This is a genomic window from Citrobacter sp. Cpo109 (assembly GCF_030332565.1).
In the GTDB taxonomy this organism is placed as follows: Bacteria; Pseudomonadota; Gammaproteobacteria; order Enterobacterales; family Enterobacteriaceae; genus Citrobacter; species Citrobacter portucalensis.
Genome location: NZ_JAOWHQ010000066.1, coordinates 1 through 23,586 on the forward strand (window position 1 = coordinate 1; position 23,586 = coordinate 23,586).

Genomic DNA, 23,586 nt, shown 5'->3' on the forward strand with positions numbered 1-23,586 from the left:
GGAGGTGCGCGCATGAGACACACCACCATTACCGCCCGTGACCTCGAATGTCTGGAGCATATGCGCAACGTCGGCCAGCTCGTCGGCGACCTGATGCAGGTGCAGGACTGCGCCACCGTTCGTCGTGACCCGGCGCAGCAGTTACAGCTCACCTCCGTGATTTACCTCATGACCGCCCAGCTCGACGGCGTGGTCGAACGCTGCAATCAGCAGTGGCTTACCGGGGAGGGTAACGTATGAAAAAGCCATTACCGCCCGTATTACGCGCCGCGCTGTATCGTCGCGCAGTGGCCTGTGCATGGCTGACCCTGTGCGAACGCCAGCACGGCGAGGAAAAAGGCCGTCAGATTGCCTGTGCACTGCTGGAAGATTTAATGGAAGCCGGACCACTGAAAGCCGCCCCGTCGCTGTCCTTTCTCGGGCTGGCCGTGATGGATGAGCTTTGCGCCCGTCATATCACGTCGCCGGTACTGCACTGAGGGAGAAAATAACCATGAAAATGAACGTAACAGAAACCGTAAAACAGGCGTGCGGCCACTGGCCGAACATTCTCCCGGCACTGGGTGTGAGGGTGATTAAAAACCGCCATCAGTCCTGCCCGGTATGCGGCGGCTCTGACCGTTTCCGCTTTGACGATAAAGAGGGGCGCGGGACGTGGTTCTGCAATCAGTGCGGTGCAGGTGACGGGCTTAAGCTGGTAGAGAAAGTATTTGGCGTGACCCCGTCAGAAGCTGCCGGAAAGATAAACGCCGTGACCGGCAACCTGCCGCCGGTTGCCCCGGAAGTGATTGCGGCCGCAGAGGCTGAAACGGAGGCCGACCGCAAAGCGGCGACCGCGCTGGCCGTCAGGCTCATGGAGAAAACCCGACCGGCCACCGGCAACGCCTACCTCACCCGCAAGGGTTTCCCCGCTCTGGAATGTCTGACGCTCACCGTCATACATAAAACCGGCGGCGTGACGTTCCGCACCGGTGATGTGGTTGTCCCGCTGTATGACGATACCGGCGCACTGGTTAACCTTCAGCTTATTAATGCTGACGGTCTCAAACGCACCCTGAAAGGCGGTCAGGTCAAAGGGGCATGTCATGTCATCGAAGGGAAAAAACAGGCCGGAAAACGCCTGTGGATTGCAGAGGGTTATGCGACCGCACTCACCGTGCATCACCTGACCGGGGAAACCGTCATGGTGGCGCTGTCCTCCGTGAACCTCCTTTCTCTGGCTAGCCTTGCCCGTCAGAAATATCCGGCCTGTCAGATTGTCCTCGCCGCCGACCGTGACCTTAACGGCGACGGCCAGAGCAAGGCCACAGCGGCCGCAGATGCCAGTGAAGGCGTTATTGCCCTGCCGCCGGTGTTCGGTGACTGGAATGATGCGTTTATACAGTACGGCGAGGAAGCCACGCGCAAAACTATTTATGACGCCATCCGGCCACCGGCGCAAAGCCCGTTCGACACCATGAGCGAGGCGGAATTTACCGCCATGAGCGCCAGCGACAAGGCTTTGCGGGTGCATGAGCATTACGGCGAAGCGCTGGCCGTGGATGCGAACGGCCAGCTCCTGTCCCGCTATGAAAACGGCATCTGGAAAAATATCCCTGCCGCCACTTTCTCACGAAATGTGGCTGACTTATTCCAGCGCTTACGCGCCCCGTTCTCATCCGGGAAAATTGCCTCGGTGGTGGAGACCCTGAAACTGATTATTCCGCAGCAGGATACACCGGCACGTCGTCTGATTGGCTTTCGCAACGGGGTACTCGATACCCAAAGCGGCATATTCAGCCCGCACCACAAATCGCACTGGCTGCGCACGCTGTGCGATGTGGATTTTACCCCGCCGGTGGACGGGGAAATGCTGGAGACGCACGCGCCGAACTTCTGGCGCTGGCTCGACCGTGCGGCCGGTAAAAATCCACAAAAACGCGACGTGATTCTGGCTGCACTGTTTATGGTGCTGGCGAACCGTTACGACTGGCAGCTCTTTCTCGAAGTCACCGGTCCCGGCGGGAGCGGCAAAAGTATTCTGGCCGAAATCGCGACCCTGCTCGCCGGGGAAGATAACGCCACGTCAGCCGATATCGACACACTGGAAGACCCGCGCAAGCGTGCCTCCCTGATTGGCTTCTCGCTTATCCGTCTGCCAGACCAGGAAAAATGGAGCGGTGACGGCGCAGGGCTTAAGGCCATCACCGGCGGCGATGCGGTCTCGGTTGACCCGAAATACCAGAACCCGTATTCAACACATATTCCGGCGGTGATTCTGGCCGTGAACAATAACCCGATGCGCTTCACCGACCGCAGCGGCGGTGTGTCACGTCGCCGGGTGATTATTCACTTCCCGGAACAGATTGCCCCGGAGGAACGCGACCCGCAGCTCAGGGATAAAATCGCCCGCGAGCTGGCCGTCATTGTGCGCCAGCTTATGCAGAAATTCAGCGACCAGATGACCGCCCGCGCACTGCTCCAGTCGCAGCAGAATTCCGACGAGGCGCTCAGTATCAAGCGCGATGCTGACCCGACATTTGATTTTTGCGGCTATCTGGAAATGCTCCCGCAGACCAACGGGATGTTTATGGGGAATGCCAGCATCATCCCGCGTAATTACCGTAAATATCTCTATCATGCGTATCTGGCCTATATGGAGGCCAACGGATACAGAAACGTGCTCAGCCTGAAAATGTTCGGGCTGGGGCTGCCCATGATGCTGAAAGAGTACGGCCTGAATTATGAGAAGCGGCACACCAAGCAGGGGATACAGACTAACCTGTCGCTGAAAGAGGAAAGCTACGGCGACTGGCTGCCGAAGTGCGACGAACCCGCAGCAACATAACCTCACTCAGACCGGCAACAGCCGGTCTTTTCCTTTCTGGCCATTGCCACAAGGTGAACAATCCACTGTTCACCCCTCACCGTATACCCACCCTGTATCACCATGAAATCATTGATAAAAAACCAGAGGTGAACAGTGTGAACAGTAAAACCTGAAAAAACTTTTTATCACCCCGCGCATCGCCCGACCGGACAGATCCAGAATGAGCAAAAATCACAAAGGTGAAGAGTCGACTGTTCACTCTTCACCAACTCATCACCACCTAACCACATGATATAAAATGATAAATAACCAAGGTGAACAGTGTGAACAGTTAAATGCAAAAAAACTTTTTGTAACCATAGTCGAAACTAGTGCTTGAATGGAAAGCACTGCGTGCCCATAGTAACTAAAATGTTAATCCTTGATAGAAATCTCAATAATCGATTCATCCTTATGTTAAACAAGCATATATTTTAAGTATTATCATGCGACATAAAAGGAATCATTTAAATGGATGATGATAATTTTGATATTATTGATTTTAGAAATGAAATAGATAGTTTAAACCCTTCTAATAAGAAAAGATTAGCAGAACAGTTCGCTCTTGCAGCATTAGGGAGCATACCTTGGATTGGAGGTTTTTTAGGTGCTATTGCAAATTTTAAAAGCGAAGAAGGCAATATAAAATTAAACTCATTACAAACAAAGTGGCTTGAAGAACATCATAAAAAACTAGAAAATTTAAATTCAACTTTAAATGTTATAGCAAAGAGATTTGAACAACTAGGCGAGGATATCAACGAAAGACTTGAGTCTGAGGAGTATCTAGATTTAGTTCGCAAAAGTTTCCGAGTATGGAATGATGCTGATACACAAGAAAAAAGACAACTAGTATCTAATATGATAACTAATGCTGTCAGTTCTAAAATATGTTCTGATGATATTATTCGTTTATTTATAGATTGGCTTAACATTTATCACGAAGTTCATTTTCAGGTTATCAGGATTATTTATCAAAATCCTGGCGTAACCCGTTATGAAATATGGATGGAATTGCATGAAATAATTCCGCGCGAAGATTCGGCTGAGGCTGATCTCTACAAAATGTTAATTAGAGATCTGTCAACAGGTGGAGTGATTAGGCAAGCACGTAATACCACAGAAGATGGTCAGTTCTTAAAACAAAGGCATGCTCCGCAAGCCAAGCGAGGCACATCAACGCTTGAGTCTGCTTTCGAGAACACAAAATCTTATGTACTGACCGAACTAGGAAAGCAATTTGTGCACTATACAATGAATGAAGTAGTGACCAAGTTGGATTGAGCCGGAGTTACATTGCTATACACTGTGCCACAGCACATGTGTATAGCAATGTGTATAAGCACATCAGAATCAAGAAAAAATAACAATATAAAACATCAGCTTATGAATCAATACGAACTCCTGTGATCTTCCGCCAAAATACTATAATTTCTGATGTTAATTATTTCATCTTTCTAATCCTTTTACTTAAACATTATTGAAAAATGACTACATCACGACTAATACAAACTAATACTGATGAAGCGCAAGCGCTATCATTTGTAGACGATCATCGACATACCTGCTATTGGGAATCTGTGTATGATTTGAATGTTAACCTTGAAAGATTCAAATTAGTCAATATCAAAGATGTAAATAGCATCAGAAATAATGGTGATCATTTAAAAAATTATGTTATCGATTTAAATACACAACCTCAAGAAACAGCAGAAAAACCTAATACAAAAAGAATAGTAATTGAAGATGCAATTTTTGAAAACTGTGATTTCAGAGGAAATAATAAAGACCAAAAAATAACATTTAAGAATTGCGAGTTTAAAAAAATATATTTTGGTCACTCTGAATTACATTATGTCAATTTTGATAATTGTATGTTTAATGAAAGTTCATTCTCACTAGCCAAATTCTATACCTGTGCTTTTAATGATTCGTGTAAATTTAGAAAAATATCCATTTCTGGTGGGAAAACTAATTTTGAAAACTGTATAATATCATCTGGAAACTTACTTCTTAACTCTTTCAAATACGCTACTTCAGAATATTGTAAAGAGCATAATTTGAATAAAGAAGACCAAGTCTATAGAATGTATCTATCTCAAGTGAACTTGCACGGAACATACTTAATTCGGTTTCTATTATTGGAGATGACGATATTTATTACAATGCAACAAAAACATTATTTAAACTACGATTAAAAGAAAGAGAATCAAAGATCAAATTAGCCGCCAGCCATTATTTCGATGCAGCCAAGAAAGGAAATAAAATCAAAAACATTTCTTTCTATTTATATAAAAAAGCACGTTCATTATTATTTCCGATCGAGAAAACAATGCTGAATTGCTTTGGCTTAATTAATGGGTGGGGTAGTAACTTTCTAAGATGTGTCTTTTTCGGCGGGATAATTTTCACAATTTTTACAGCTGTTTACTATTTCCAACTACCAATTATTCCAACATCAGATAGTCCATGGACTCAAAATCTTCTTAAAAGTATGATCCAAAGTCTAGATATTACATTTCTTGCTGGATACACAAAATATTCTCTTGCCACTGACCCACCAAATCAACAGCTTATATTATTATCAAATATGATTCTTGGTTTATTTTGGTATGGTGTCAGCTTGCCCACATTAATCAATAAAATTAGCGTAGCTCGGTTATGATATTTGAAGATGAAAATCTAAAATGCCTAATTCTCTTCGGCAGCCATGCCAGAGGAGATCAGACTATTGAATCCGACATAGATTTATTAGGCATTAACGAATCCAAAAAATTTACCGTAAGAAATATCGATAGTGTGAATTTTTCATTTTACTCCCCAACAAAAGCATTAGATATGTCATGTAATGGTGATTTATTCTTTTTACATATAATAAAAGAGGGGAAATGTTTATTTAATGAAGTATTTTTCACACAACTGAAGTCATCCTTTAGATTTAAAAATAGTTATATAGATGAGGCATCGGTTGCATTTTACTTAGCGCTAAAAATATTTGAAAATAAAGATAAAATTATTAACTGGCCAGTGGCAAATAAAAGAATATCATGGTGTGTAAGGACAATACTTATTGCTTTGAGCGCTGAAAATAAGACCCCATACTTTTCTAAATCACAGTTATCACTAGCATTGATTAATAATGGATTCTCTTTTGAAGACTCTATTTTATTGATAGATGCAAAAAATAAGAAAGAAAAAAGTGATTACATACTAAATTTACTTTTATATTTCACAGTTAAATACAGTTTTTTGAAAAGCAAAATCAAAAAAAAGGATTTCTATTCAAGTAGTATAGTCCACGTTACTCTTGATACTATCATAAACAGTATTCCAGTTAACTACGAATAATAGGATTATTTTTTTTCAAATAATTTAAGGCGTGCCAGGCACGCCTCTTTCACCCACTTACTAAAATTTCCTTTCCCCGCAGCTTTCTCGATTTGTTCCAACAGCTCATCCTCAAAACGGATGTTCTTCATGGTGCTTTTAGTGCGGTCAAAATTTGGTTTCTTTTTTTCTTGCATGGTAGGTACCAGTTAGGTTAATTTACACACATGTGGTACCTACCACATGGAATCTAAAATTAAGCAACGCCCAACAGTGCTGTCACACCAAAGGGCGTCTAACCTCACCAACTATCAAGGAGTTGATTATGGCTGATTCGCATTCTACCCCAGACACCGACCAATCCGGAACCGAACGTTCGGTAATTGTGGGATATCGCCCGAATGTTTTCGACAAATCCACACCCAAAATTATTCTTTCCGGCAAGTGGCTACGCGAAGCGGGGTTTGATACCGGCCAACAGATTACCGTAAAAGTGATGAACGGTTGTATCGTCCTGATGGTCTATGGCGAGCAGGAACAACGGTTGCTGGATGAGTTGAAAGAGGCACATCAAAAGTTGAACAGAATTGAGAGCACGCTGGCGACACTCCAGTGAAGTACGGCTGAACCTGCAAGCGGTACTTACAGGTTCACCTAGTGCCGGATGGCGCTGACGCGTATCCGGCCTACTCTCCTGGAAAATGAAGCCAAAGTGTAACGGAAACCCAAACAAATGAATCACCATGAAAAACCAGACTCAATCTTTTCGATTGACGACGATGAAAAAGTCGAAGAAATAAAAATTCAGTTACTAAAAGCCAAGATTCAATGTGCAAAATGTGACATTTATTCTGACAATATTGTTAATGGAGACAATTTCTTTGATGAATTATTGGCTCCAAATAAATAAAAATTTATTATAAACTCATGGAGAAGAACAATAATTATGATATTTGAAATTTTAGTTTATTATCCATGAATCGGCAACGCATCAGGGATTGTTCAATCACTACACGAAAAACCATAATGATAATACTATCCTGATGGCCTATGCCAAACGATAAACATGACAGCACAATAAACACCATATTATAATCCCGCTAAAAATACACGGGCATTTTTTCTTTAATCAGGAAGGGACAGCCTCATTTCTAATAAATTAATTATTGGGTTACATATGAAAAATTTATTCATGGCAATGGTTATAGCTTTCGTCACAATCACCACCTCATCCGCCGCTTTTGCATGTCCAAAAGGCGAACATCCGCATGGTGGTACAGGTTCACATCATAAGGGTGGTTGGTGCTCGTATGATCAATAAAATTTCCATTCCTGTCGTGTTATTGTTCTGCCTTTCAACATCAGCACTGGCAAAATCGACCTTGAATATCGACGGCAACTCGCTTTATCACGGCTATCAATTGTATGAAAAAGGTTTTGATTATTTGAATGTTCAGGATGAACAGATTGCTGTGATGTATATGTCTTTTGTCGCAGGAGTGGCAGGCACATTATCACAAGAGAATATCATCTGCGGTGAGAGTATAACCATTGGGCAGGAGGCCGATATTGTCGGGAATTACCTCCAAACTCATTCTAAGGAACGAACAAAATACACACCTTCAGCCCTGGCTATGATTGCGTTAGGCAAAGAACTCTCTTGTAGTAAAAAAAGTAATAGTTAGCATAATTTCCAGCTTTTGGTGCCGGATGGCGCTAACGCTTATCCGGCCTACGATTCCCCCAAAAAATAAAGCCGCTGATCGGTTAATCAGCGGCTTTCTGTTACCTGCAGTTACGTCAGAAGTTATATTTCACACCGAGCATACCGCGGGTATCGCTGTAGCCTTTGTCACCAACCTGTTGGGCCACGTTGCTCCACACATTGAGGCGCGGAGTGATTTGACCTTCAACGCCGACTTTCAGCTCGCCGATGTTTTTGGTGCCGCGCATGTCGTTGCTCACATCGTCCATTTTCACGCTGGTTGTCTGCGTATTGTGGATCCAGTTGGCTTCGACAAACGGCTGGAACTCGCGAGATTTACCGTCGTCGATGGCGTTGTGACCATTGATAAAGGCTTTTACCCCCAGACGGGTCATCAGGTTGCCATCGGTGTTGTCCTTCACGCGGGTACCGTTCGCTTCGCGGTGGCTGTCGGCCTGCACGTCCATCCATACCACCTGCGCTTTCGGTTGCAGCCAGTAGCTATTGCGTTCGTTTTCACCCAGTTTGAAGCTGTATCCGGCTTCAACAGAAGCAGTTATCCCGCTGGATTTGTATTTCTCTGCTGCCTGCTCCTGGCCCATCACTTTATTATCAAACCAGTTGTACAGCGCCCAGGTATCTACGTAGGTGCCGGTCTTGTCGGTGTCATTGGCATACCATGTGCCATACAGCCCCACGCTGTAACCAGTGACCTGGCCACGTGAATGGTAGCCGGTCAGGCTGGACTGCGTGCGGTTCTGGCTGTTGGCATAACCTGCCATCGCGCCGAGGTGCCAGCGGTCGAGACCGTCGCTACTCCACTGCGCCAGGTCGCCGCCTAACTGCATCACATAACTGTTGCTTTGGGTTTTCAACTGCCCGCTACCGTCTTTGAAGCGGGTATGTGCCCCAACGTTACGCATCCACAGGCTGGTAACTTTCTTCTCACCTGTCAGCATATCGACGTACTGCGTTTCACCCAGACGATCGTGCAGTCGGGTCATAAACAGCGTGTTAGCCGCGTAGTTGTTTGCCAGATAACTGCCTGCTTCCGGACGGTATTGCTGCTCAGTGACAGGAGGCGCAACGGGTTCTTCCGGCTCAGGGATAATCGGGTCTACAGGATCGACCGGGTCTGGATCAATAGGGTCAACCGGGTCCGGATCAACAGGGTCAGGGTCTTCCGGATCCGGCGGAGCAGGAATAAAACTGGTCAGATACCAGTTGCTGCCCTTCTGCACAACGTTATAGTCGTACGCTCCGGCAACAATACGGCCCGCTTTCTCAAAAGTACCGTCAGAATTACCGGCCACTTCGATGATCTCAATACCTTCAATGGTCTGCGCCCCGGTTCCACCAATGTTATTCACCGCCACGAACGCATTACCCGCGGTGTTGCCGAGCACTTTCAGCTTATCGGTTTCGGAGGTATCGTCATTCAGAACGGTATTGAAAACCAGTTTACCGCCGTTCCCGGTAAAATCTTCATTGATGGTAAGCGTCTGCCACGGTTCGCCGTCAGCATGCCCAAAGTTCACGACTGACCCGCCGTTCAGCGTCAGGTCGGTGAGCGTTGAGCTGTTGGTCATGTTCCAGGTCGCGTCGCTCATTTGCAGCGAGATAACGCCCGTCCCGGCAGTGGCGCTGGTGATGTATGACGCTCCGCTCCACAACGAGTTGTCGGTCATGTTGAGCTTAATGGTACTGTTTTGCTGCGGCAGACTGCTGGTTGCGGCAGTCGCGCCTGCGGCATGAAGATCGCCATCGATGAGGAAGCGCCCGCCAGTAGAACCGTCTACGATGCCACCCGTTTCGGTGCTGATGGCATAACTTTCGTTGCTGTGATCGCCCGCCATGGCAATGGCGGCACCGCCTGCCAGGTTTATCGCCCCGCGTGAAGTCGCATACAGGCCGCGTGGCGCTTTGCTGTATGACGCAGCTTTCGCCGAACTGTTCACGTTGATCGTTGCGTTTTCACCGAGATTCACGGTCGCGTTGGTGGAGTAAACCGCGTGTGCGCTGACGCCGTTGACCGTAATCGTCGCGTTGTTGCCCAGTTCCGTTTTGGACGATGAGGCGGCATAAATCCCCGTTGAAGAAGCACCCGAAGTCTCGATGGTGGCGTCATTGCCAAGCAGGATTGAGGAACCGCTCTGCCCGGTGCGAAGACCTTCTGAGCTATCACCGATCGTCACAATGTGTGCCCGGTCGCCGACCACAATTGTATTTTTGGCCTGCGTGGCGTCTTTCATCGCGTTGGCTGTGATACCACGTCCCTGGGAACCGGTGGTTTGAATATACAGATCGTCGCCGACGTAAATGCTGGCCGAGCCCTTCCAACCCTGGCTATAGGAGTTGTAACCGGCGTTAATACCGTCACCATCCTGACCGTCCACATAAATACTGGTGCGATCCCCGGTGATGATAAAGACCGGGTTATCCGGCGTATTGGCCCCGTGCGTGCGGATACCGTCAACATCTTTACCATTATTGGCGGCATTCTTCGACTGCGTACGAATCGTCAGGTCGTCCCCAAAAATAACGCCCGGACTACCCGTTGTACTGTTCTGAATAACGGTAACAGAGTGCTCAAAAGCTTCAGCACCGGGTCCATTAATCGTTAATCCATTGCCATAAACAGGAATCGTGCCCGCACTCCATTGATAAACATAATTCGGCATGGCGCTGGTTTTAGCGAAACTGGCATTTGCCTGCGCTGGAATTATTGCCTGCAATTCCGGGGGCAGACTACTAACCAGTCCGCTGGAAGGTAGACTATCAACGTCAACCCATGCCGCATGAGCTGAAAATACCATAGAGGTTAATGCGGCTGAAACCGCTATGGCAATACGAGAATAAGATTTGGGATTTGGCATATTAGCCTCCTGCTTTCAGGCGTAGAGCGTCCACCACATCGCAAGGATGTGAAAATAATAAAACTCAAAAATACGTTATAAAATGTTCGACAATATTTGATGAATACTATGGCCTAACTTATCTTCAAGTCTGAGCTTGTAGACATATATTTTCTTAATATCGATATTATCTATTTTGGTAATTTGCTGAATACTTTTCCCTGACACAAAACGCTTCAGTAATATCATTTCAGTATAGTTAAGTGAGCGTCCACGTTTGCTGTTGGCGAGATGGCCAGTAAAGAGTCGCCTGATTTTCTGATGTTGAACTTCGTCATCATCATCGGAATATATAATCCCTTGTATTTTATTGCTTTTGGACAGCCAGTAGTTGGCTAATGGCGCCAGATTCCTGTCAGCTATCAACACAATATGCATACCGCTGTAGGCCAGCCGGTCAACCCATTGCGGGTCGGAAAACAGGCGTAGATTAGGGAAAGAAAAATCCACAAAAATAAACCCACGCGACAAATGGTTCTGATTATTAAGCAGAAGCTTTTCAATAATTCCTTTTTGCAGAAAGCCATTCCCCTCAGGCCAGATAGCAAAAGCGGCACGGTGACAGTAACTGGCGCGAACCGCAGTATCTGGAAATAATTGACAGGATAATTCACAGCTTATGCAACGAACAATCTGTGACGGTGATCTCTTCATCAAAAATGACTCCTGTTATTTTTCCATAAATATTTCATTGGTAAATAAATGTGTCAATCCAACACGTAGTACGTTCCTTGTCAGTTAATAACAGTGGCGCTAATAAAATGTAATAAACTCCTGATGCACTAATATGTATGGGCTGTGAGTAATACGATTGCGCTAAGCTTATTTACACTTTATCTCAGAATAACAACCTATGCTTTAGGAATTTTATGCATAAATTCAGATTCTAAGATAAACAGTAAAAAAGCACTATTTGCTAAAAAATAACCTGCATAAAGGTTGCTTACTAATTACGTAATTCTGATAACTCAATCACCCTTGTCATGTTGTGGACAAATATAAAGATAATTCAGATAAAACTGTAATGAATTCTCATTATTTAACCTTAGGTAATTTTAACCTAAGAAATAAGATTTCTAACATGTTGTATTTAAAGGATTTTTAATAATTAAGCAAAATTCTTATCTTCAATCATGAACAAAGAGTGAGGCGTATTATCGATTTGGATGTAAAATTTAAAGGATGCGTTAGCACACGCTGTGATTCGTTTTGGTTACTGAGGGCTGGGCAATTGTACCTTATCAATCAGTTGGTCGAATTTAATCCTGATAGCAAAAGTCTGGTCAATCGTCAGACCGGGCGAGCAATTCAGCTCCAGCTCCCTGCCTCGCTCTGTTTTCTCTATTTAATTACTCACGCAAGTGACATTGTTTCCCAGAACACGTTGATGACAATTGGTTGGGGTGAAAGAAATAATGTGACCACCACCAACACATTTTACCAGGCTATTCTGACACTACGTAACGCGCTGGCGGACGTGGGGTTGCCTCGTGATACGGTGAAAACTATTTCCCGACGCGGGCTCAGATTAAATGAGAATACGCAAGTAGAGACAATAACGCTTCAACAGAGTGAAGTTTCCCCGCCGCCGGTTATTGAAGAAATCACCCCCGCAAAGATAATTCCTTCGACACCACAACAAACTACGCAGATACCCTGGTTTGAGGTTTTATTTAGCGCCAGTGTCGTGATTGCCACGTTGATCATCTGGTTGGTGTGGTATCAAACGCGCCCTGTTATGCCGTTTAGTAAATTTGTCCAGGCTTCCATGCAGACCCCATCACGGCAAAATTGCAAAATCTATTACTCACCAAATGAACACGACCAGCAAGGCTATTTCAATCTGATGCAGTTACATCCCTATCTCTGTGAAAACAACAAGCACGTGTTTCTTACCGGTTACAGCAAAGCGGAAAGGATCGTGGCATTTGTCTGTGATAAAGATGCACGGGTGGATGCTAACGCATTTTGTACTACTCATTATTACTGGATGCGCGGGCAATGAAAAAAACACGCCACCTTATAGTGCTCGTGGCCGGGCTGGTTACTGTACTCGGTTCAGGGGGATGGTTATGGCATTCACGCTATGCCGACAAACCGCTGAATTGCATCGGTAACATGGAATGGAATATTGGCAGCAACCGCTTTACCGGTACGTTATCGTTTCGGATGTACAACAGTGAAGGCCTGGCCACTATTACCGGCAAACTGTACGGGCGTAATACCTCCGACATTAGCAGGAACATCTATTTTAACTACACCCAAAAGCGCGATGCCCGAGTGCTACAGGCGATGCAGGTCGTCAAAACCTTCGCTGACACCGCTGATGAAGCGGATATTAACGACACATTACCTGGATTTTACCGCCAAAGCGGACGAAGCCTGAGCCTGGTCATGGAGGAGTATAAAGGTGCATGGATTTTTGCCAGCTCCAATGTGCCCTCGCTGTATTGCCGCAAAAGGTAACGTCATATCCGGAAACAAAAAGTACGGCCCCTCAATGAAATTCACATTTGTCATCATTAACTTACGCGACATGGGTCACTGAATCCACACATAACCCATTGCTATTCTTCATCGCGAATCAGGAAACATCCTGAATATCATAATATCCGTTGCGAAATAATTAAGCGGAATGGGCGTTATATTTTGCCCAGAAGACTTCAACCTACGGATGGATATTTGGAGAAGACGTGGGCAGGGGCGTTTATCTCTCTCGCGAGCAATGTCTGAGCATTCAGGCGTTATCGCATTTCAGGAAACGGTGTGTTTCCGGTGTATTTTTGGCGTACATATGAGGGATACGTAATGTTTACTTTTAAAAAGTGCCTGATTGCACTTTCTATAAATTTGGCCGTTGTTTCATCAGGTTTTGCTTGTACGACCCTTCTGGTCGGCAACGAAGCATCAGCGGACGGCTCCATGCTGGTCGCCCGTAGCGCAGACAGCGATGCTCTGAAAGCACAGCATTTTGTCATTCATCCGGCAAAGCAAAATCAGACCGGGGTATACAGCACCAAAGCACATAATGGTGCGAATGATTTTACCTGGCCACTGCCGAAAAACTCTCTGCGTTATACCACTGTCCCAAACTGGAAAACCCAACTGCACGGCGCGACCGGGTTTAACGAGCTGGGTGTCGGCGTGAGCGGTACAGAATCCATTTTTGCCTCACCGAAAGCACTGGCCGCCGACCCGTACGTTGAGGATAAAGGGATCACCGAAGACGATATCCCGGATATTCTGCTGTCACAAAGTAAAACCGCACGTGAAGCTGTGGCGCTGTTGGGCCATATCGTTGAGACCGTCGGCGCAGGCGAAGGTTTTGGCGTTGCCGTCGTCGACGATAACGAGATCTGGTACCTGGAAACCGGTAGCGGCCACCAGTGGATGGCGCAGCGTCTGCCGAATAACCAGTATTTTGCCACCGGTAATCAGGGCCGCTTACAGGATTACGATCCTAAAAATCCGGACATGATGGCGTCAAAAAACCTGATTCAATTTGCGACTGAAAAAGGACTGTACGATCCGGCGAAAGACGGTAAATTCAACTTCTCCAAAGCCTATACCCGTGATGACGAGCGTGACCGCACGTATAACGACCCTCGTGTATGGACCATCCAGAAAGAGTTCAATCCTTCCGTAAATCAGGATATGGCCAAAGGGCGCGAATTCCCGGTCTTCATGACGCCAGAGAAGAAAATGACGCTGGACGATGTGAAGGCCGTGTTGCGTAGTCACTATGAAGGGACCAGCCATGACCCGTACACCAACGGTCTGAACGGCAAAGAGCCATGGCGTCCGGTAAGCGTTTTCCGTACCTATGAAGCGCACGTTATGCAGGTCCGTCCGTGGTTGCCAAAAGAGATTGGTGAAACGACCTACATTGGCCTGGGCATGGCTGACCTCACCGCCTTTGTTCCGTACTACAGCGGCCTGAAAGCGTATCCGGCTAACTACACGATGGGTACCGATAAAGCGGACGATCAGTCTATCTACTGGAAATATCGTAAATTACAAACGCTGACGATGACCGATTATCCGAAGCTCGCGCCAATCGTCAAAAAAGCCTACAAAGCGTGGGAAGACAAAGTGGCGAAGGAGCAAAAAGAGGTCGAAGCAGAGTATCTGAAGATGGCGAAAACCGATAAACCCGCCGCGGATAAGATGCTGAATGACTTCAACCTGCGCATCATGGCTGACGCCGAGAAGCTGACGGAAGATCTAACCAATCAGCTATTTACCATCCGCACTAAAGACATTCAGTCTGATATTTTCTTTGCGAATGCAACGAAAAAAGACTGAGTAACGACGCGATAGTATTCTGGCGTAAAGCGCTTATTAGCTTTGCGCCAGCATTTCACACCGCGCCTTCACCGCCTCGTGCAGAAGGCGTACCGCGGTTGAAAGCTGCTTCCGATGCGGGCAAATCATATTCAGCGGGACTTTCTCTCCCTGATAATCCGACATCAGCAGTTGTAATCGACCGTCACGCACATCCTCGCTGACATCCAGCCACGACTTGTACGCCACACCTTCTCCGGCAATCGCCAGGCGCCGGATCACTTCCGCATCGTCACTCATAATGGTGCCGTTAACCTGCACACTACTGACCTCGCCGTTGCGCGTAAATGTCCAGCGATCGTGCAGGCGGCCGCGTAATACGAAAGTCATGGCGTTGAGCTGTGTTAAATCATCCAGTTTTTGCGGCGCGCCGTTTTGCTCAACCCATTCCGGTGATGCCACCAGCACGCGTCGGTTACCCGGTGCAACCGGCAGCGCAATGTAAGACGCGTCTTCGGTGTTGCCATAGCGAAACGCAACATCGACGGGGTCTTTAAAGACATCCGTTACCTGGTCGGAGAAAAAAATCCGCAGGCGCAGCGCGGGATAGCGGCGTCGAAACGACTGAAAGACCGGTAGCAGCAGGTTACGACCGAGATCGGAAGGCACGGCGATTTGCAGCGTGCCTGATACTTCATCTTCCGGGGTCTGAATTTTTTGCAACCCGGCATGCATTACATCCAGCATCTGGCGGGCATAGGGTAACCAGACTTCACCTTCTGGCGTCAGGCGCAGGCTGCGCGTGGAGCGGGCGAACAAGCGGATAGCCAACGTAGACTCCAGGCGCTTGATAGCTGAACTGACCTGAGCAGGCTGAACGCCGACTTCGCGCGCGGCATCGCTAAAACTATTCAGCGCCGCGGCGCGGACAAACAACGTGAGATCTTCAAGCCGGAACATTTTCACTCCCCGAGTATAAGTCCTGTCGCCATAGGGCTATTTTTCCCGTTCTGTTACCGGTTTACCATCGAATTATTCAACTGATTCCTGTAACCGGAGAGACCATGAAAGCCATCGCCATCACCCGCGCCGCGACCGACGGCAATAACATTGAATTTTTACAAGAGATTGACCTGCCCATGCCAGTCGCTACCGGGCACGATCTGCTGGTTGAAGTGAAAGCCATTTCCGTCAACCCCGTCGATACCAAGGTCCGCGAAGGTTTTAACGCTGATGTGCCGCGCGTACTGGGCTGGGACGCAGTTGGCGTGGTGAAGTCCGTGGGTGAAGCCGTCACCCTATTTTCACCCGGCGATGAAGTCTGGTACGCCGGAGCGCTCGGCCGCGCTGGCAGTAACAGTGAATTTCAGCTGGTTGATGAACGTATTACCGCGCTGAAGCCAAAAAAACTGGATAATGCTTCTGCTGCGGCGCTGCCACTAACCGCTATCACCGCCTGGGAAATGCTGTTCGACCGTCTGGGCGTAGAGGAAAATGGCAATGAAGATGATGTGTTATTGATTGTTGGCGCGGCTGGCGGCGTCGGTTCTATTCTGACGCAACTGGCCAGTAAGCTGACCAAAATGACCGTCATCGGTACCGCATCACGCCCGCAGAGCCAGAAATGGGTACGTGAAGCGGGCGCTCATCATGTGATTGACCACAGCAAGCCGTTGACGGAAGAGCTGGCACGGATAGGCATTAAAGAGGTGACGCACGTTGCCAGCCTGAACAATACCGAGCAGCACTATTCGCAAATTATTGCCGCACTGGCACCGCAGGGCAAACTGGCGCTGATTGACGATCCGCAAACTCTCGATGCGCGCCCGCTGAAGGCCAAAAGCATTTCGCTGCACTGGGAGTTTATGTTTACCCGTTCGATGTTTACCACCCACGACATCATTGCGCAGCATCAGTTACTGACCCGTGTGGCGCAGCTGATCGACGACAGCACCCTCCGTACCACGCTGGGCGAACATTTTGGCGCGATTACCGCGGCAAATCTGCAAAAAGCCCACACACAAATTGAAACCGGTCGCTCGGTCGGCAAGATTGTGCTGGAGGGGTTTTAACATGTCTGATTCTGACGTGATTTCAATTATTGCGGTACTGAAAGCCAAACCGGGGAAAAACGACGCACTGAAACAGGCGCTACAAGCTCTGCTGCTGCCCACGCGCCGGGAGCCGGGCAATATTGAATATGCCCTGTTCCAGTTACGCGACACGCCGGATGTGTTCTACGTACGCGAATCCTGGCGCGGTCAGGCCGGTCTGGATGAGCATATCGCTCTGCCGCATTTCCAGGCGTTCATTCTACAAATGAACGATCTGCTAGCCGAACCGCTACGGCTGGATTATCTGACGCCGATTGAGGCGTAATATTAATACCGTGCTCCTCTGATGTTCGGGGAGCACAACAAATATCAACATGAGAATTTACCTAACTCAATAATAACTTGGAAAATAAAATAGACATGATCGTTATCCTCTAGAAAACCGTAGTATTAGTCACAAAATTAACATTGAAGATATATCGTTAATATTCATTATATTTCACAATAATAATAACAATATAAAAATAAGTCAGTCAGAAACATCAACTGAATTTTTACCCCTTACTTCCAGTACATACCATAAAATAATATGAATGCAGAAATATAATTTCATAATAACAGGCATTGTTATTTTAATGCGGTGGGAAGAAACTAAGCTCACTAAGGAAATTCTTATAAGAATAACTTTAGTCTCCCCCTGAAATTAACCATGATGATGTCAATAATGGTTAATTAGCTGTAGCTCAAAAATGGATATCGCCCAAGCGATTATAGACTTTACTGCGGGTTAGATAACCCGCAAAAAGCAACAACAAGGAATGGATCATGTCTACACCCGCTAATTTTAATGGCCAACGCCCAGTGATTGATGTCAATGACGCAGTTATGTTGCTTATCGATCATCAAAGCGGCCTGTTCCAGACCGTTGGCGATATGCCAATGACTGAACTGCGTGCAAGAGCAACAGCGCTGGCAAAAATCGCCACCTTATGCAAAATGCCGGTGATTACCACCGCCTCTGTGCCGCAGGGGCCAAACGGTCCGCTTATCCCGGAAATTCATGAAAATGCCCCTCATGCACATTATGTCGCGCGCAAAGGTGAAATTAACGCCTGGGATAACAAAGAGTTTGTTGCTGCGGTAAAAGCGACAGGCCGTAAGACGCTGATTATTGCTGGTACCATCACCAGTGTATGCATGGCATTCCCGGCCATCAGCGCGGTAGCAGAAGGATTTAAAGTCTTTGCCGTCATCGATGCTTCCGGTACTTACAGCAAAATGGCACAGGAGATCACCATGGCCCGCGTCGTACAGGCTGGTGTCGTGCCGATGGATACTGCCGCGGTTGCGTCTGAACTGCAGAAAACCTGGAATCGGGAAGACGCAGCGGAATGGGCTGAAGTCTATACCAAAATCTTCCCGACTTATCAGTTACTGATTGAAAGCTATACCAAAGCCCAGGATGTTGTGAAAAATAACGAGCAGTTGGACTCTCAGCGCGCTTAACTTTTCCAATCTTTCACAAACGCCTGTTTAGTATAAGCAGGCGTTTTGTAATACGCAGCATCAGCCTCTGTCAGCCATTACGTCCGGCCATTACACCGCCATCCACATCCCAGATGGCGCCAGTTACCCATTGCGCTTTATCTGACAACAGGAACGCGACGGATTCAGCCACATCACACGGCGTACCGACCCGACCAATCGGATGGAAGCTGTCAAAGCTGCTCATCACACCTTGTACGTCTTCTTTCGGGATAAATCCTTCGTAGATAGGTGTATGCACGACTGCTGGCGAAACGGCGTTGACGCGAATCCCATTCGCCCCCAGCTCAATGGCCAGATTTTTAGTTAATGCATGCAGGCCCGCTTTTGCCATTGAGTACGCTGAAGAAGGTGTTGCGCCAATTGCCTGTTGTGCCCACATCGAACCAATATTCACGATGGCACCCTGGATGTTAGCCGCCACCATATTACGCACGACATCGCGAGTGATAAAAAACGTCGCGCGGTTGAGGCTCATGTACAGTTCATAATCTTCAACTTCATGATCAGTGAAAGGTTTTGGGAAGAAAACCCCAGCTGCATTTACTAACAGGTTGATGTCTTTGTGCTCAGCATTCACCGTTGCCATCACCTGCTTAACGCCCGCTTCTGACATCAGATCCGCCACAATGACAGAGACGTCACCCAGCTCCGCCAATGCCTGACGGGCCCGTTCTGCTTTCTCGGCACGATTGCCAACCAGCACCACTCGACCACCACCCTGGAGGATCAGTTTTGCGGTTTCAAATCCGATACCACTGGTGCCGCCCACCACTAACAGTTTTTTGCCGACAAATAATGTGTTCATCGCTAGCCTCGTTTCACGTATTCGTTAATGTGCTAACAATGCCACTCCCCTGAGGTGCTGACGAATGAGAAGAAATAGCGAACCGAGAAAGAAAATCTATCTCGATGGCATATACTGAAGATATTCACAAAACGGGAAATGACCTGATGCGCTCGCTTAATCGGCTTAAATGGTTACACGCTTTTGAGGCCACAGCCCGCCACGGCAGTTTTACTGGTGCGGCGCAAGAACTGGGGGTCACTCCGGCTGCCGTTGGGCAATTGGTTCGTGCGCTGGAAGACTGGGTTGGCCACCCGCTGCTGCATCGTACTCGTTCAGGCAAAGAGCGTCTCACGCTGGTCAGCGAAGCACAGGACGCGTTGCGCGAGATAACCCAGGGACTGGATAGTCTGGAATCTGGGCTGAACAAGTTACGCGGTCGGCGAGCACGCTCGGTGGTGATTATCACGGCCTCTCAGGTACTGGTGATGAACTGGCTGATGAGCCGCCTCAATCGTTTCTCACAAGCGCATGAAAACATAGAATTACGCCTGAACGTGACGGAAAAGCTGATGGATGTTGCTCATGGCGAAGCGGATTTGGGCGTGCGTTGCGGCAAAGGCGACTGGCCTGGGGTAAATAAAACCTGGCTGATGGATGAAGAAGCGGTTCTGGTTTGTAGCCCACGTATTGTGCCAGTAGATAAAATATCCTGTAGAGAATGGTTGGCCGCACAGAAGCTTATCCATGATGACACTCCCCACCCCGGCGCCAATTTCCCGGACTGGAATGATGTCCTGACCGCCACCCAGGCACCTGTCGTTCGCGACAGTGGATTGCACATCAACTCTACCTCTGCGGTGATTCTGGCGGCGCTCAGTGGTCAAGGTGTCGCCATTGTGCGTAGGGCATTGGTGCAGCAGCTACTGACAGACGGGCAACTGGTTCAGCTTCATCCCAACACCCGCTGGCCTCTGGCGTGGTCTTACTACATTGTTACGCCACAGCACGCGGTAATGCGTCCGGAGGTAAAAGTCTTTAATGACTGGCTGATTGCGGATGTGCTGGCAGAAATCACAACCATCTCTGCTATGATGCCTGCACACAAATAAAACAAAACAACATGCCGAGGGAAAGATGAGTTCCACCAGAAGAGGGATGATGAACGTCCTGATTGCCGCCGTATTGTGGGGAAGTTCAGGCGTTTGCGCGCAATACATCATGGAGCAAAGCCAGATGTCGTCGCAGTTTCTGACCATGACGCGCCTGATTTTCGCCGGGCTCATTCTGCTGATGCTCTCTTTCGTTCACGGCGACAAAGTGTTCTCCATTATCAAAAACCGCAAAGACGCCATCAGCCTGCTGATTTTTTCCGTGGTTGGGGCGCTCACCGTACAGCTAACCTTTCTGCTGACTATTGAAAAATCCAACGCCGCCACCGCGACGGTGCTGCAATTTTTGTCACCGACCATAATCGTGGCGTGGTTTTCCGTGGTGCGCAAAGCACGACCGGGGATTTTAGTGCTGACTGCGATCTTCACATCGCTTATCGGCACCTTCTTGCTGGTCACCCACGGTAACCCGACGTCGCTGTCTATCTCACCTGCCGCGCTGTTCTGGGGAATTGCCTCGGCGTTTGCCGCCGCGTTCTACACCACCTACCCCTCAACGCTTATCGCGCGCTACGGCACGCTGCCGGTCGTCGGCTGGAGTATGTTGATCGGCGGCATGATCCTGCTGCCGTTTTATGCCGGACAGGGCACTAATTTCGTGGTGAATGGCAGTTTGATTCTGGCGTTTTTCTATCTGGTGGTCATCGGCACATCGCTGACGTTTAGCCTATACCTGAAAGGCGCACAGATGATTGGCGGACCGAAAGCGAGCATTTTAAGCTGCGCGGAACCGTTGAGCAGCGCGTTGCTGTCCCTGCTGCTGTTAGGTATTACCTTTACCCTGCCAGACTGGCTGGGCACGCTTTTGATCCTCTCTTCGGTAATACTTATCTCAATGGATTCACGTCGCCGCGCCAGAGCGGTTTAACACCAACCGGCGCGGCAAAAGGTCATGATTACCAGCCCGGAACCGCGCCACCGTTAAAGATAGTTTCGGCCGCCTTCGCCACTTCAGGTGATTGATAAGATTGCAGGAACTCTTTCACATTCTCGGCATCTTTGTTGTCTTCTCGCGCCACCAGAATGTTCACATACGGTGAGTTTTTGTCTTCAATAAATACGCTATCATGTACCGGGGAAAGCCCGGTTTGCTGGATGTAGGTGGTACTGATAATCGCCACATCCACTTTCTGATCGTCCAATACGCGCGGCAACTGTGCGCCTTCCAGTTCCATAATTTTCAGATGCCGCGGATTATCAGTGATATCCAACGCTGTTGGCAGCAGGCCGGTATCCGCTTTCAACGTAATTAACTTCTCTTTTTGCAGCAGCAACAGCGCCCGACCCAGGTTGGTCGGGTCGTTAGGTATCGCAATCGTTGCACCGTCTTTTAGTTCAGCAACAGTTTTGATTTTCTTCGAATACCCTGCCATCGGGAACACAAAGGTATTGCCCACCGCAACCAGCTTATAGCCGTGTGCTTTATTATCTTGTTCGAGGAACGGACGATGCTGGAAGACGTTGGCATCCAGCTCACCATGATTGGTGGCATCGTTGGGCAGCAGAGAACCGCTAAACCCCACCAGCTCCACCTCAAGGCCATATTTTTCTTTAGCGACTTTCTTCGCGACCTCCGCCACATCCTGCTCAGCACCGTTAATTACACCCACTTTGATGTGCTTTGCATCACTGCTCTGTTGATCGCATCCTGCCAGCAATAATCCCGCCAGTAATACCGCCGCCCCGGTCCCGAAATAAGGTATCTTCAGCTTCACGTTTTATCCTTTTGCAATAACCGCCTGATGAGTAATGAAATGACTATAGCGGGAAGGTCGCTGCGGTTTAAAAAACGAAAAAGCATCAGCAAGAAGAAAAAAGCATAATGGGGCTAAGATAAATTAGTCGGAAGATACCGTTAGTTCATCAATTGCAAGCCCGGTAATAATTAGCACCAGTTCACGATCGATCCCCTTCTCAAGCATGGCATGGGCTATCCGCAACGCTTCGTCCTTTTTGCCTTCTAGCAAACCCTTTTGCAGTCCCTCCTGCAGGCCACTGCGATGACCCGACTCACGTAAGCATTCTGCAATCGTCATTAATCTCTCCTTATGTTGGGGAACGCGCAGGGCAACCTGTCGAATAAACGCCTCAAAACGCGGTGCGCTGCCAGACTGCACCAGGTAATTAAATAGCGTTTCTACCTGACTGTCATTAGCGTATCCCTTAATCAACAGGGCAACCAGTTTATCGACCAACACCATCAAATCACGCTCGCGTATATGCTTCTGGACAAGTTCCAGGAGCGCCACTCGCCGGTGCTGCATAATCTCATCATCAGAGACCACCGTGATATCGACCAGCGGGAAGGCAGCGCCATAAAGCTGCCGCGCAGTTTCTGGATCGTCAAATTCATCCAGCCAGCACAGTGAAAAAGGGTACGGGCTGGCGATGCCATGATAAAAAAGTATCGGAACCACCAGCGGCAGTGTTTTGTGGCCGGCATCAAGGTGATTCTGCATCGCGGCAATGGCATAACGCATCATCCGAAATGCCATATGGGCATCCGGTGAACTCTGGTGTTCAATCAACGCGTAGATATAGCCTTTACCGGTTCTCGTTTTTAGCGACCACAGAATATCGGAATAACTGGCACGCAGGTCTTCCTCAATAAAACTCCCTGGCTCCAGCTTCAGTGTGTTCAGATCGCAAAGTTCACGTAATGGTGCGGGGAGATAGCTATCAAGAAAATCTCGTGCCGTTTCTGGGTGGCTTAAGAATTTTTTAAATACCGCATCATGCGGCGTAGAAGTTGTTGGTTTTTTCATGGCGGTCCGTCACCAGAAGAACAAGATGACGGAACCTTACCCGCCAGTCGCACACACAACATCTGGGAACTTTTCTATCTGCGAGGCGGCTTGGCGGATAAATACATACTTTTGCAATGTATTCATTTTCAGGGAATAGCGTTCGCAAAAATGCCCGGTAGGCGCACTCACCTCCGGGCATTTT

23 protein-coding genes are annotated in these 23,586 nt (G+C 48.0%); 16 read left to right on the plus strand and 7 right to left on the minus strand.

The window, feature by feature from the left end; genetic code table 11:
* Nucleotides 1-12 precede the first annotated feature (12 nt).
* From OGY71_RS16140 to OGY71_RS16165, 6 genes are all read left to right on the plus strand, one after another.
* Nucleotides 13-240 carry a hypothetical protein gene (locus tag OGY71_RS16140; RefSeq protein ID WP_001216599.1) on the plus strand — a complete coding sequence of 76 codons (228 nt, stop codon included), beginning with the start codon at nt 13-15 and terminating at the stop codon, nt 238-240.
* Nucleotides 237-479: a DUF5375 family protein gene (locus tag OGY71_RS16145; protein ID WP_286613469.1), complete on the plus strand. Its 243-nt coding sequence runs from the start codon at nt 237-239 to the stop codon at nt 477-479. The genes OGY71_RS16140 and OGY71_RS16145 overlap by 4 nt, the downstream gene beginning before the upstream one ends.
* 14 nt (nt 480-493) lie before the next feature.
* Complete coding sequence (locus tag OGY71_RS16150; RefSeq protein ID WP_286613470.1) at nt 494-2,827, plus strand: primase-helicase zinc-binding domain-containing protein; 2,334 nt, start codon at nt 494-496, stop codon at nt 2,825-2,827.
* A gap of 492 nt (nt 2,828-3,319) precedes the next feature.
* Nucleotides 3,320-4,132, plus strand: a complete 813-nt coding sequence (locus OGY71_RS16155) for a hypothetical protein (protein WP_003844494.1) — start codon at nt 3,320-3,322, stop codon at nt 4,130-4,132.
* Nucleotides 4,133-4,335: 203 nt separating this feature from the next.
* The gene (locus OGY71_RS16160) at nt 4,336-5,046 is read left to right on the plus strand and encodes a pentapeptide repeat-containing protein (RefSeq protein ID WP_286613471.1); all 711 of its coding nucleotides are present in this window, start codon (nt 4,336-4,338) and stop codon (nt 5,044-5,046) included.
* 463 nt (nt 5,047-5,509) lie between these two features.
* Nucleotides 5,510-6,196 (plus strand): nucleotidyltransferase domain-containing protein, encoded by a 687-nt coding sequence (locus OGY71_RS16165; protein ID WP_286605689.1) that lies wholly within the window; start codon nt 5,510-5,512, stop codon nt 6,194-6,196.
* Nucleotides 6,197-6,201: 5 nt separating this feature from the next.
* On the opposite strand, the gene OGY71_RS16170 is transcribed toward OGY71_RS16165, so the two are convergent.
* The gene (locus OGY71_RS16170) at nt 6,202-6,372 is read right to left on the minus strand and encodes a YlcI/YnfO family protein (RefSeq protein WP_286605687.1); all 171 of its coding nucleotides are present in this window, start codon (nt 6,370-6,372) and stop codon (nt 6,202-6,204) included.
* Nucleotides 6,373-6,500: 128 nt separating this feature from the next.
* Between OGY71_RS16170 and OGY71_RS16175 the strand changes: the two genes are divergently transcribed.
* Together OGY71_RS16175 and OGY71_RS16180 are read left to right on the plus strand one after the other, a co-directional pair.
* The gene (locus tag OGY71_RS16175) at nt 6,501-6,791 is read left to right on the plus strand and encodes a SymE family type I addiction module toxin (RefSeq protein ID WP_286605685.1); all 291 of its coding nucleotides are present in this window, start codon (nt 6,501-6,503) and stop codon (nt 6,789-6,791) included.
* Nucleotides 6,792-7,443: 652 nt separating this feature from the next.
* Nucleotides 7,444-7,860 carry a Rap1a family protein gene (locus OGY71_RS16180; RefSeq protein WP_286605681.1) on the plus strand — a complete coding sequence of 139 codons (417 nt, stop codon included), beginning with the start codon at nt 7,444-7,446 and terminating at the stop codon, nt 7,858-7,860.
* Between the two features lie 115 nt (nt 7,861-7,975).
* On the opposite strand, the gene misL is transcribed toward OGY71_RS16180, so the two are convergent.
* Together misL and OGY71_RS16190 are read right to left on the minus strand one after the other, a co-directional pair.
* Nucleotides 7,976-10,756 (minus strand): intestinal colonization autotransporter adhesin MisL, encoded by a 2,781-nt coding sequence (gene misL, locus OGY71_RS16185; RefSeq protein ID WP_267440997.1) that lies wholly within the window; start codon nt 10,754-10,756, stop codon nt 7,976-7,978.
* A gap of 75 nt (nt 10,757-10,831) precedes the next feature.
* The gene (locus tag OGY71_RS16190; protein ID WP_193134855.1) at nt 10,832-11,449 is read right to left on the minus strand and encodes a helix-turn-helix transcriptional regulator; all 618 of its coding nucleotides are present in this window, start codon (nt 11,447-11,449) and stop codon (nt 10,832-10,834) included.
* 577 nt (nt 11,450-12,026) lie between these two features.
* Between OGY71_RS16190 and OGY71_RS16195 the strand changes: the two genes are divergently transcribed.
* The 3 genes from OGY71_RS16195 to OGY71_RS16205 all read left to right on the plus strand — a co-directional run bounded on the left by OGY71_RS16195 (nt 12,027) and on the right by OGY71_RS16205 (nt 15,100).
* On the plus strand, nt 12,027-12,800 hold the full coding sequence (locus tag OGY71_RS16195; RefSeq protein WP_063941178.1) for a winged helix-turn-helix domain-containing protein: 774 nt from the start codon (nt 12,027-12,029) through the stop codon (nt 12,798-12,800).
* On the plus strand, nt 12,797-13,261 hold the full coding sequence (locus OGY71_RS16200; protein ID WP_003827183.1) for a YqeJ family protein: 465 nt from the start codon (nt 12,797-12,799) through the stop codon (nt 13,259-13,261). The genes OGY71_RS16195 and OGY71_RS16200 overlap by 4 nt, the downstream gene beginning before the upstream one ends.
* Before the next feature lie 342 nt (nt 13,262-13,603).
* Nucleotides 13,604-15,100, plus strand: a complete 1,497-nt coding sequence (locus OGY71_RS16205) for a C69 family dipeptidase (protein ID WP_003827181.1) — start codon at nt 13,604-13,606, stop codon at nt 15,098-15,100.
* A gap of 36 nt (nt 15,101-15,136) precedes the next feature.
* Here the strand turns inward: OGY71_RS16205 and OGY71_RS16210 are convergent, their stop codons facing one another.
* Nucleotides 15,137-16,039 carry a LysR family transcriptional regulator gene (locus OGY71_RS16210; RefSeq protein ID WP_148361308.1) on the minus strand — a complete coding sequence of 301 codons (903 nt, stop codon included), beginning with the start codon at nt 16,037-16,039 and terminating at the stop codon, nt 15,137-15,139.
* A 104-nt stretch (nt 16,040-16,143) separates the two neighbouring features.
* Between OGY71_RS16210 and OGY71_RS16215 the strand changes: the two genes are divergently transcribed.
* The 3 genes from OGY71_RS16215 to OGY71_RS16225 all read left to right on the plus strand — a co-directional run bounded on the left by OGY71_RS16215 (nt 16,144) and on the right by OGY71_RS16225 (nt 18,639).
* Nucleotides 16,144-17,151 (plus strand): zinc-binding alcohol dehydrogenase family protein, encoded by a 1,008-nt coding sequence (locus OGY71_RS16215; RefSeq protein WP_193134856.1) that lies wholly within the window; start codon nt 16,144-16,146, stop codon nt 17,149-17,151.
* A gap of 16 nt (nt 17,152-17,167) precedes the next feature.
* Entirely contained in the window at nt 17,168-17,458 is a 291-nt protein-coding gene (locus tag OGY71_RS16220; protein ID WP_231133702.1) for a putative quinol monooxygenase, read from the plus strand.
* Between the two features lie 500 nt (nt 17,459-17,958).
* Nucleotides 17,959-18,639, plus strand: coding sequence for a hydrolase (locus OGY71_RS16225; RefSeq protein WP_003827172.1), 681 nt, complete (start codon nt 17,959-17,961; stop codon nt 18,637-18,639).
* 70 nt (nt 18,640-18,709) lie between these two features.
* Here OGY71_RS16225 and OGY71_RS16230 read toward each other — a convergent pair whose 3' ends face one another.
* Nucleotides 18,710-19,486 (minus strand): SDR family NAD(P)-dependent oxidoreductase, encoded by a 777-nt coding sequence (locus OGY71_RS16230; protein WP_003827170.1) that lies wholly within the window; start codon nt 19,484-19,486, stop codon nt 18,710-18,712.
* Nucleotides 19,487-19,632: 146 nt separating this feature from the next.
* Here OGY71_RS16230 and OGY71_RS16235 point away from each other — a divergent pair, with 146 nt between their 5' ends.
* Both OGY71_RS16235 and OGY71_RS16240 read left to right on the plus strand, forming a co-directional pair.
* Complete coding sequence (locus tag OGY71_RS16235) at nt 19,633-20,577, plus strand: LysR substrate-binding domain-containing protein (protein ID WP_063941261.1); 945 nt, start codon at nt 19,633-19,635, stop codon at nt 20,575-20,577.
* A gap of 25 nt (nt 20,578-20,602) precedes the next feature.
* Nucleotides 20,603-21,505, plus strand: a complete 903-nt coding sequence (locus OGY71_RS16240; protein WP_003827166.1) for a carboxylate/amino acid/amine transporter — start codon at nt 20,603-20,605, stop codon at nt 21,503-21,505.
* A 28-nt stretch (nt 21,506-21,533) separates the two neighbouring features.
* Here OGY71_RS16240 and nlpA read toward each other — a convergent pair whose 3' ends face one another.
* Both nlpA and OGY71_RS16250 read right to left on the minus strand, forming a co-directional pair.
* A complete protein-coding gene (nlpA, locus tag OGY71_RS16245; protein ID WP_063941181.1) occupies nt 21,534-22,352 on the minus strand; it encodes a lipoprotein NlpA in 819 nt (272 codons plus the stop codon).
* Nucleotides 22,353-22,475: 123 nt separating this feature from the next.
* A complete protein-coding gene (locus tag OGY71_RS16250; protein WP_284962200.1) occupies nt 22,476-23,402 on the minus strand; it encodes an Rpn family recombination-promoting nuclease/putative transposase in 927 nt (308 codons plus the stop codon).
* Nucleotides 23,403-23,586 lie beyond the last annotated feature (184 nt).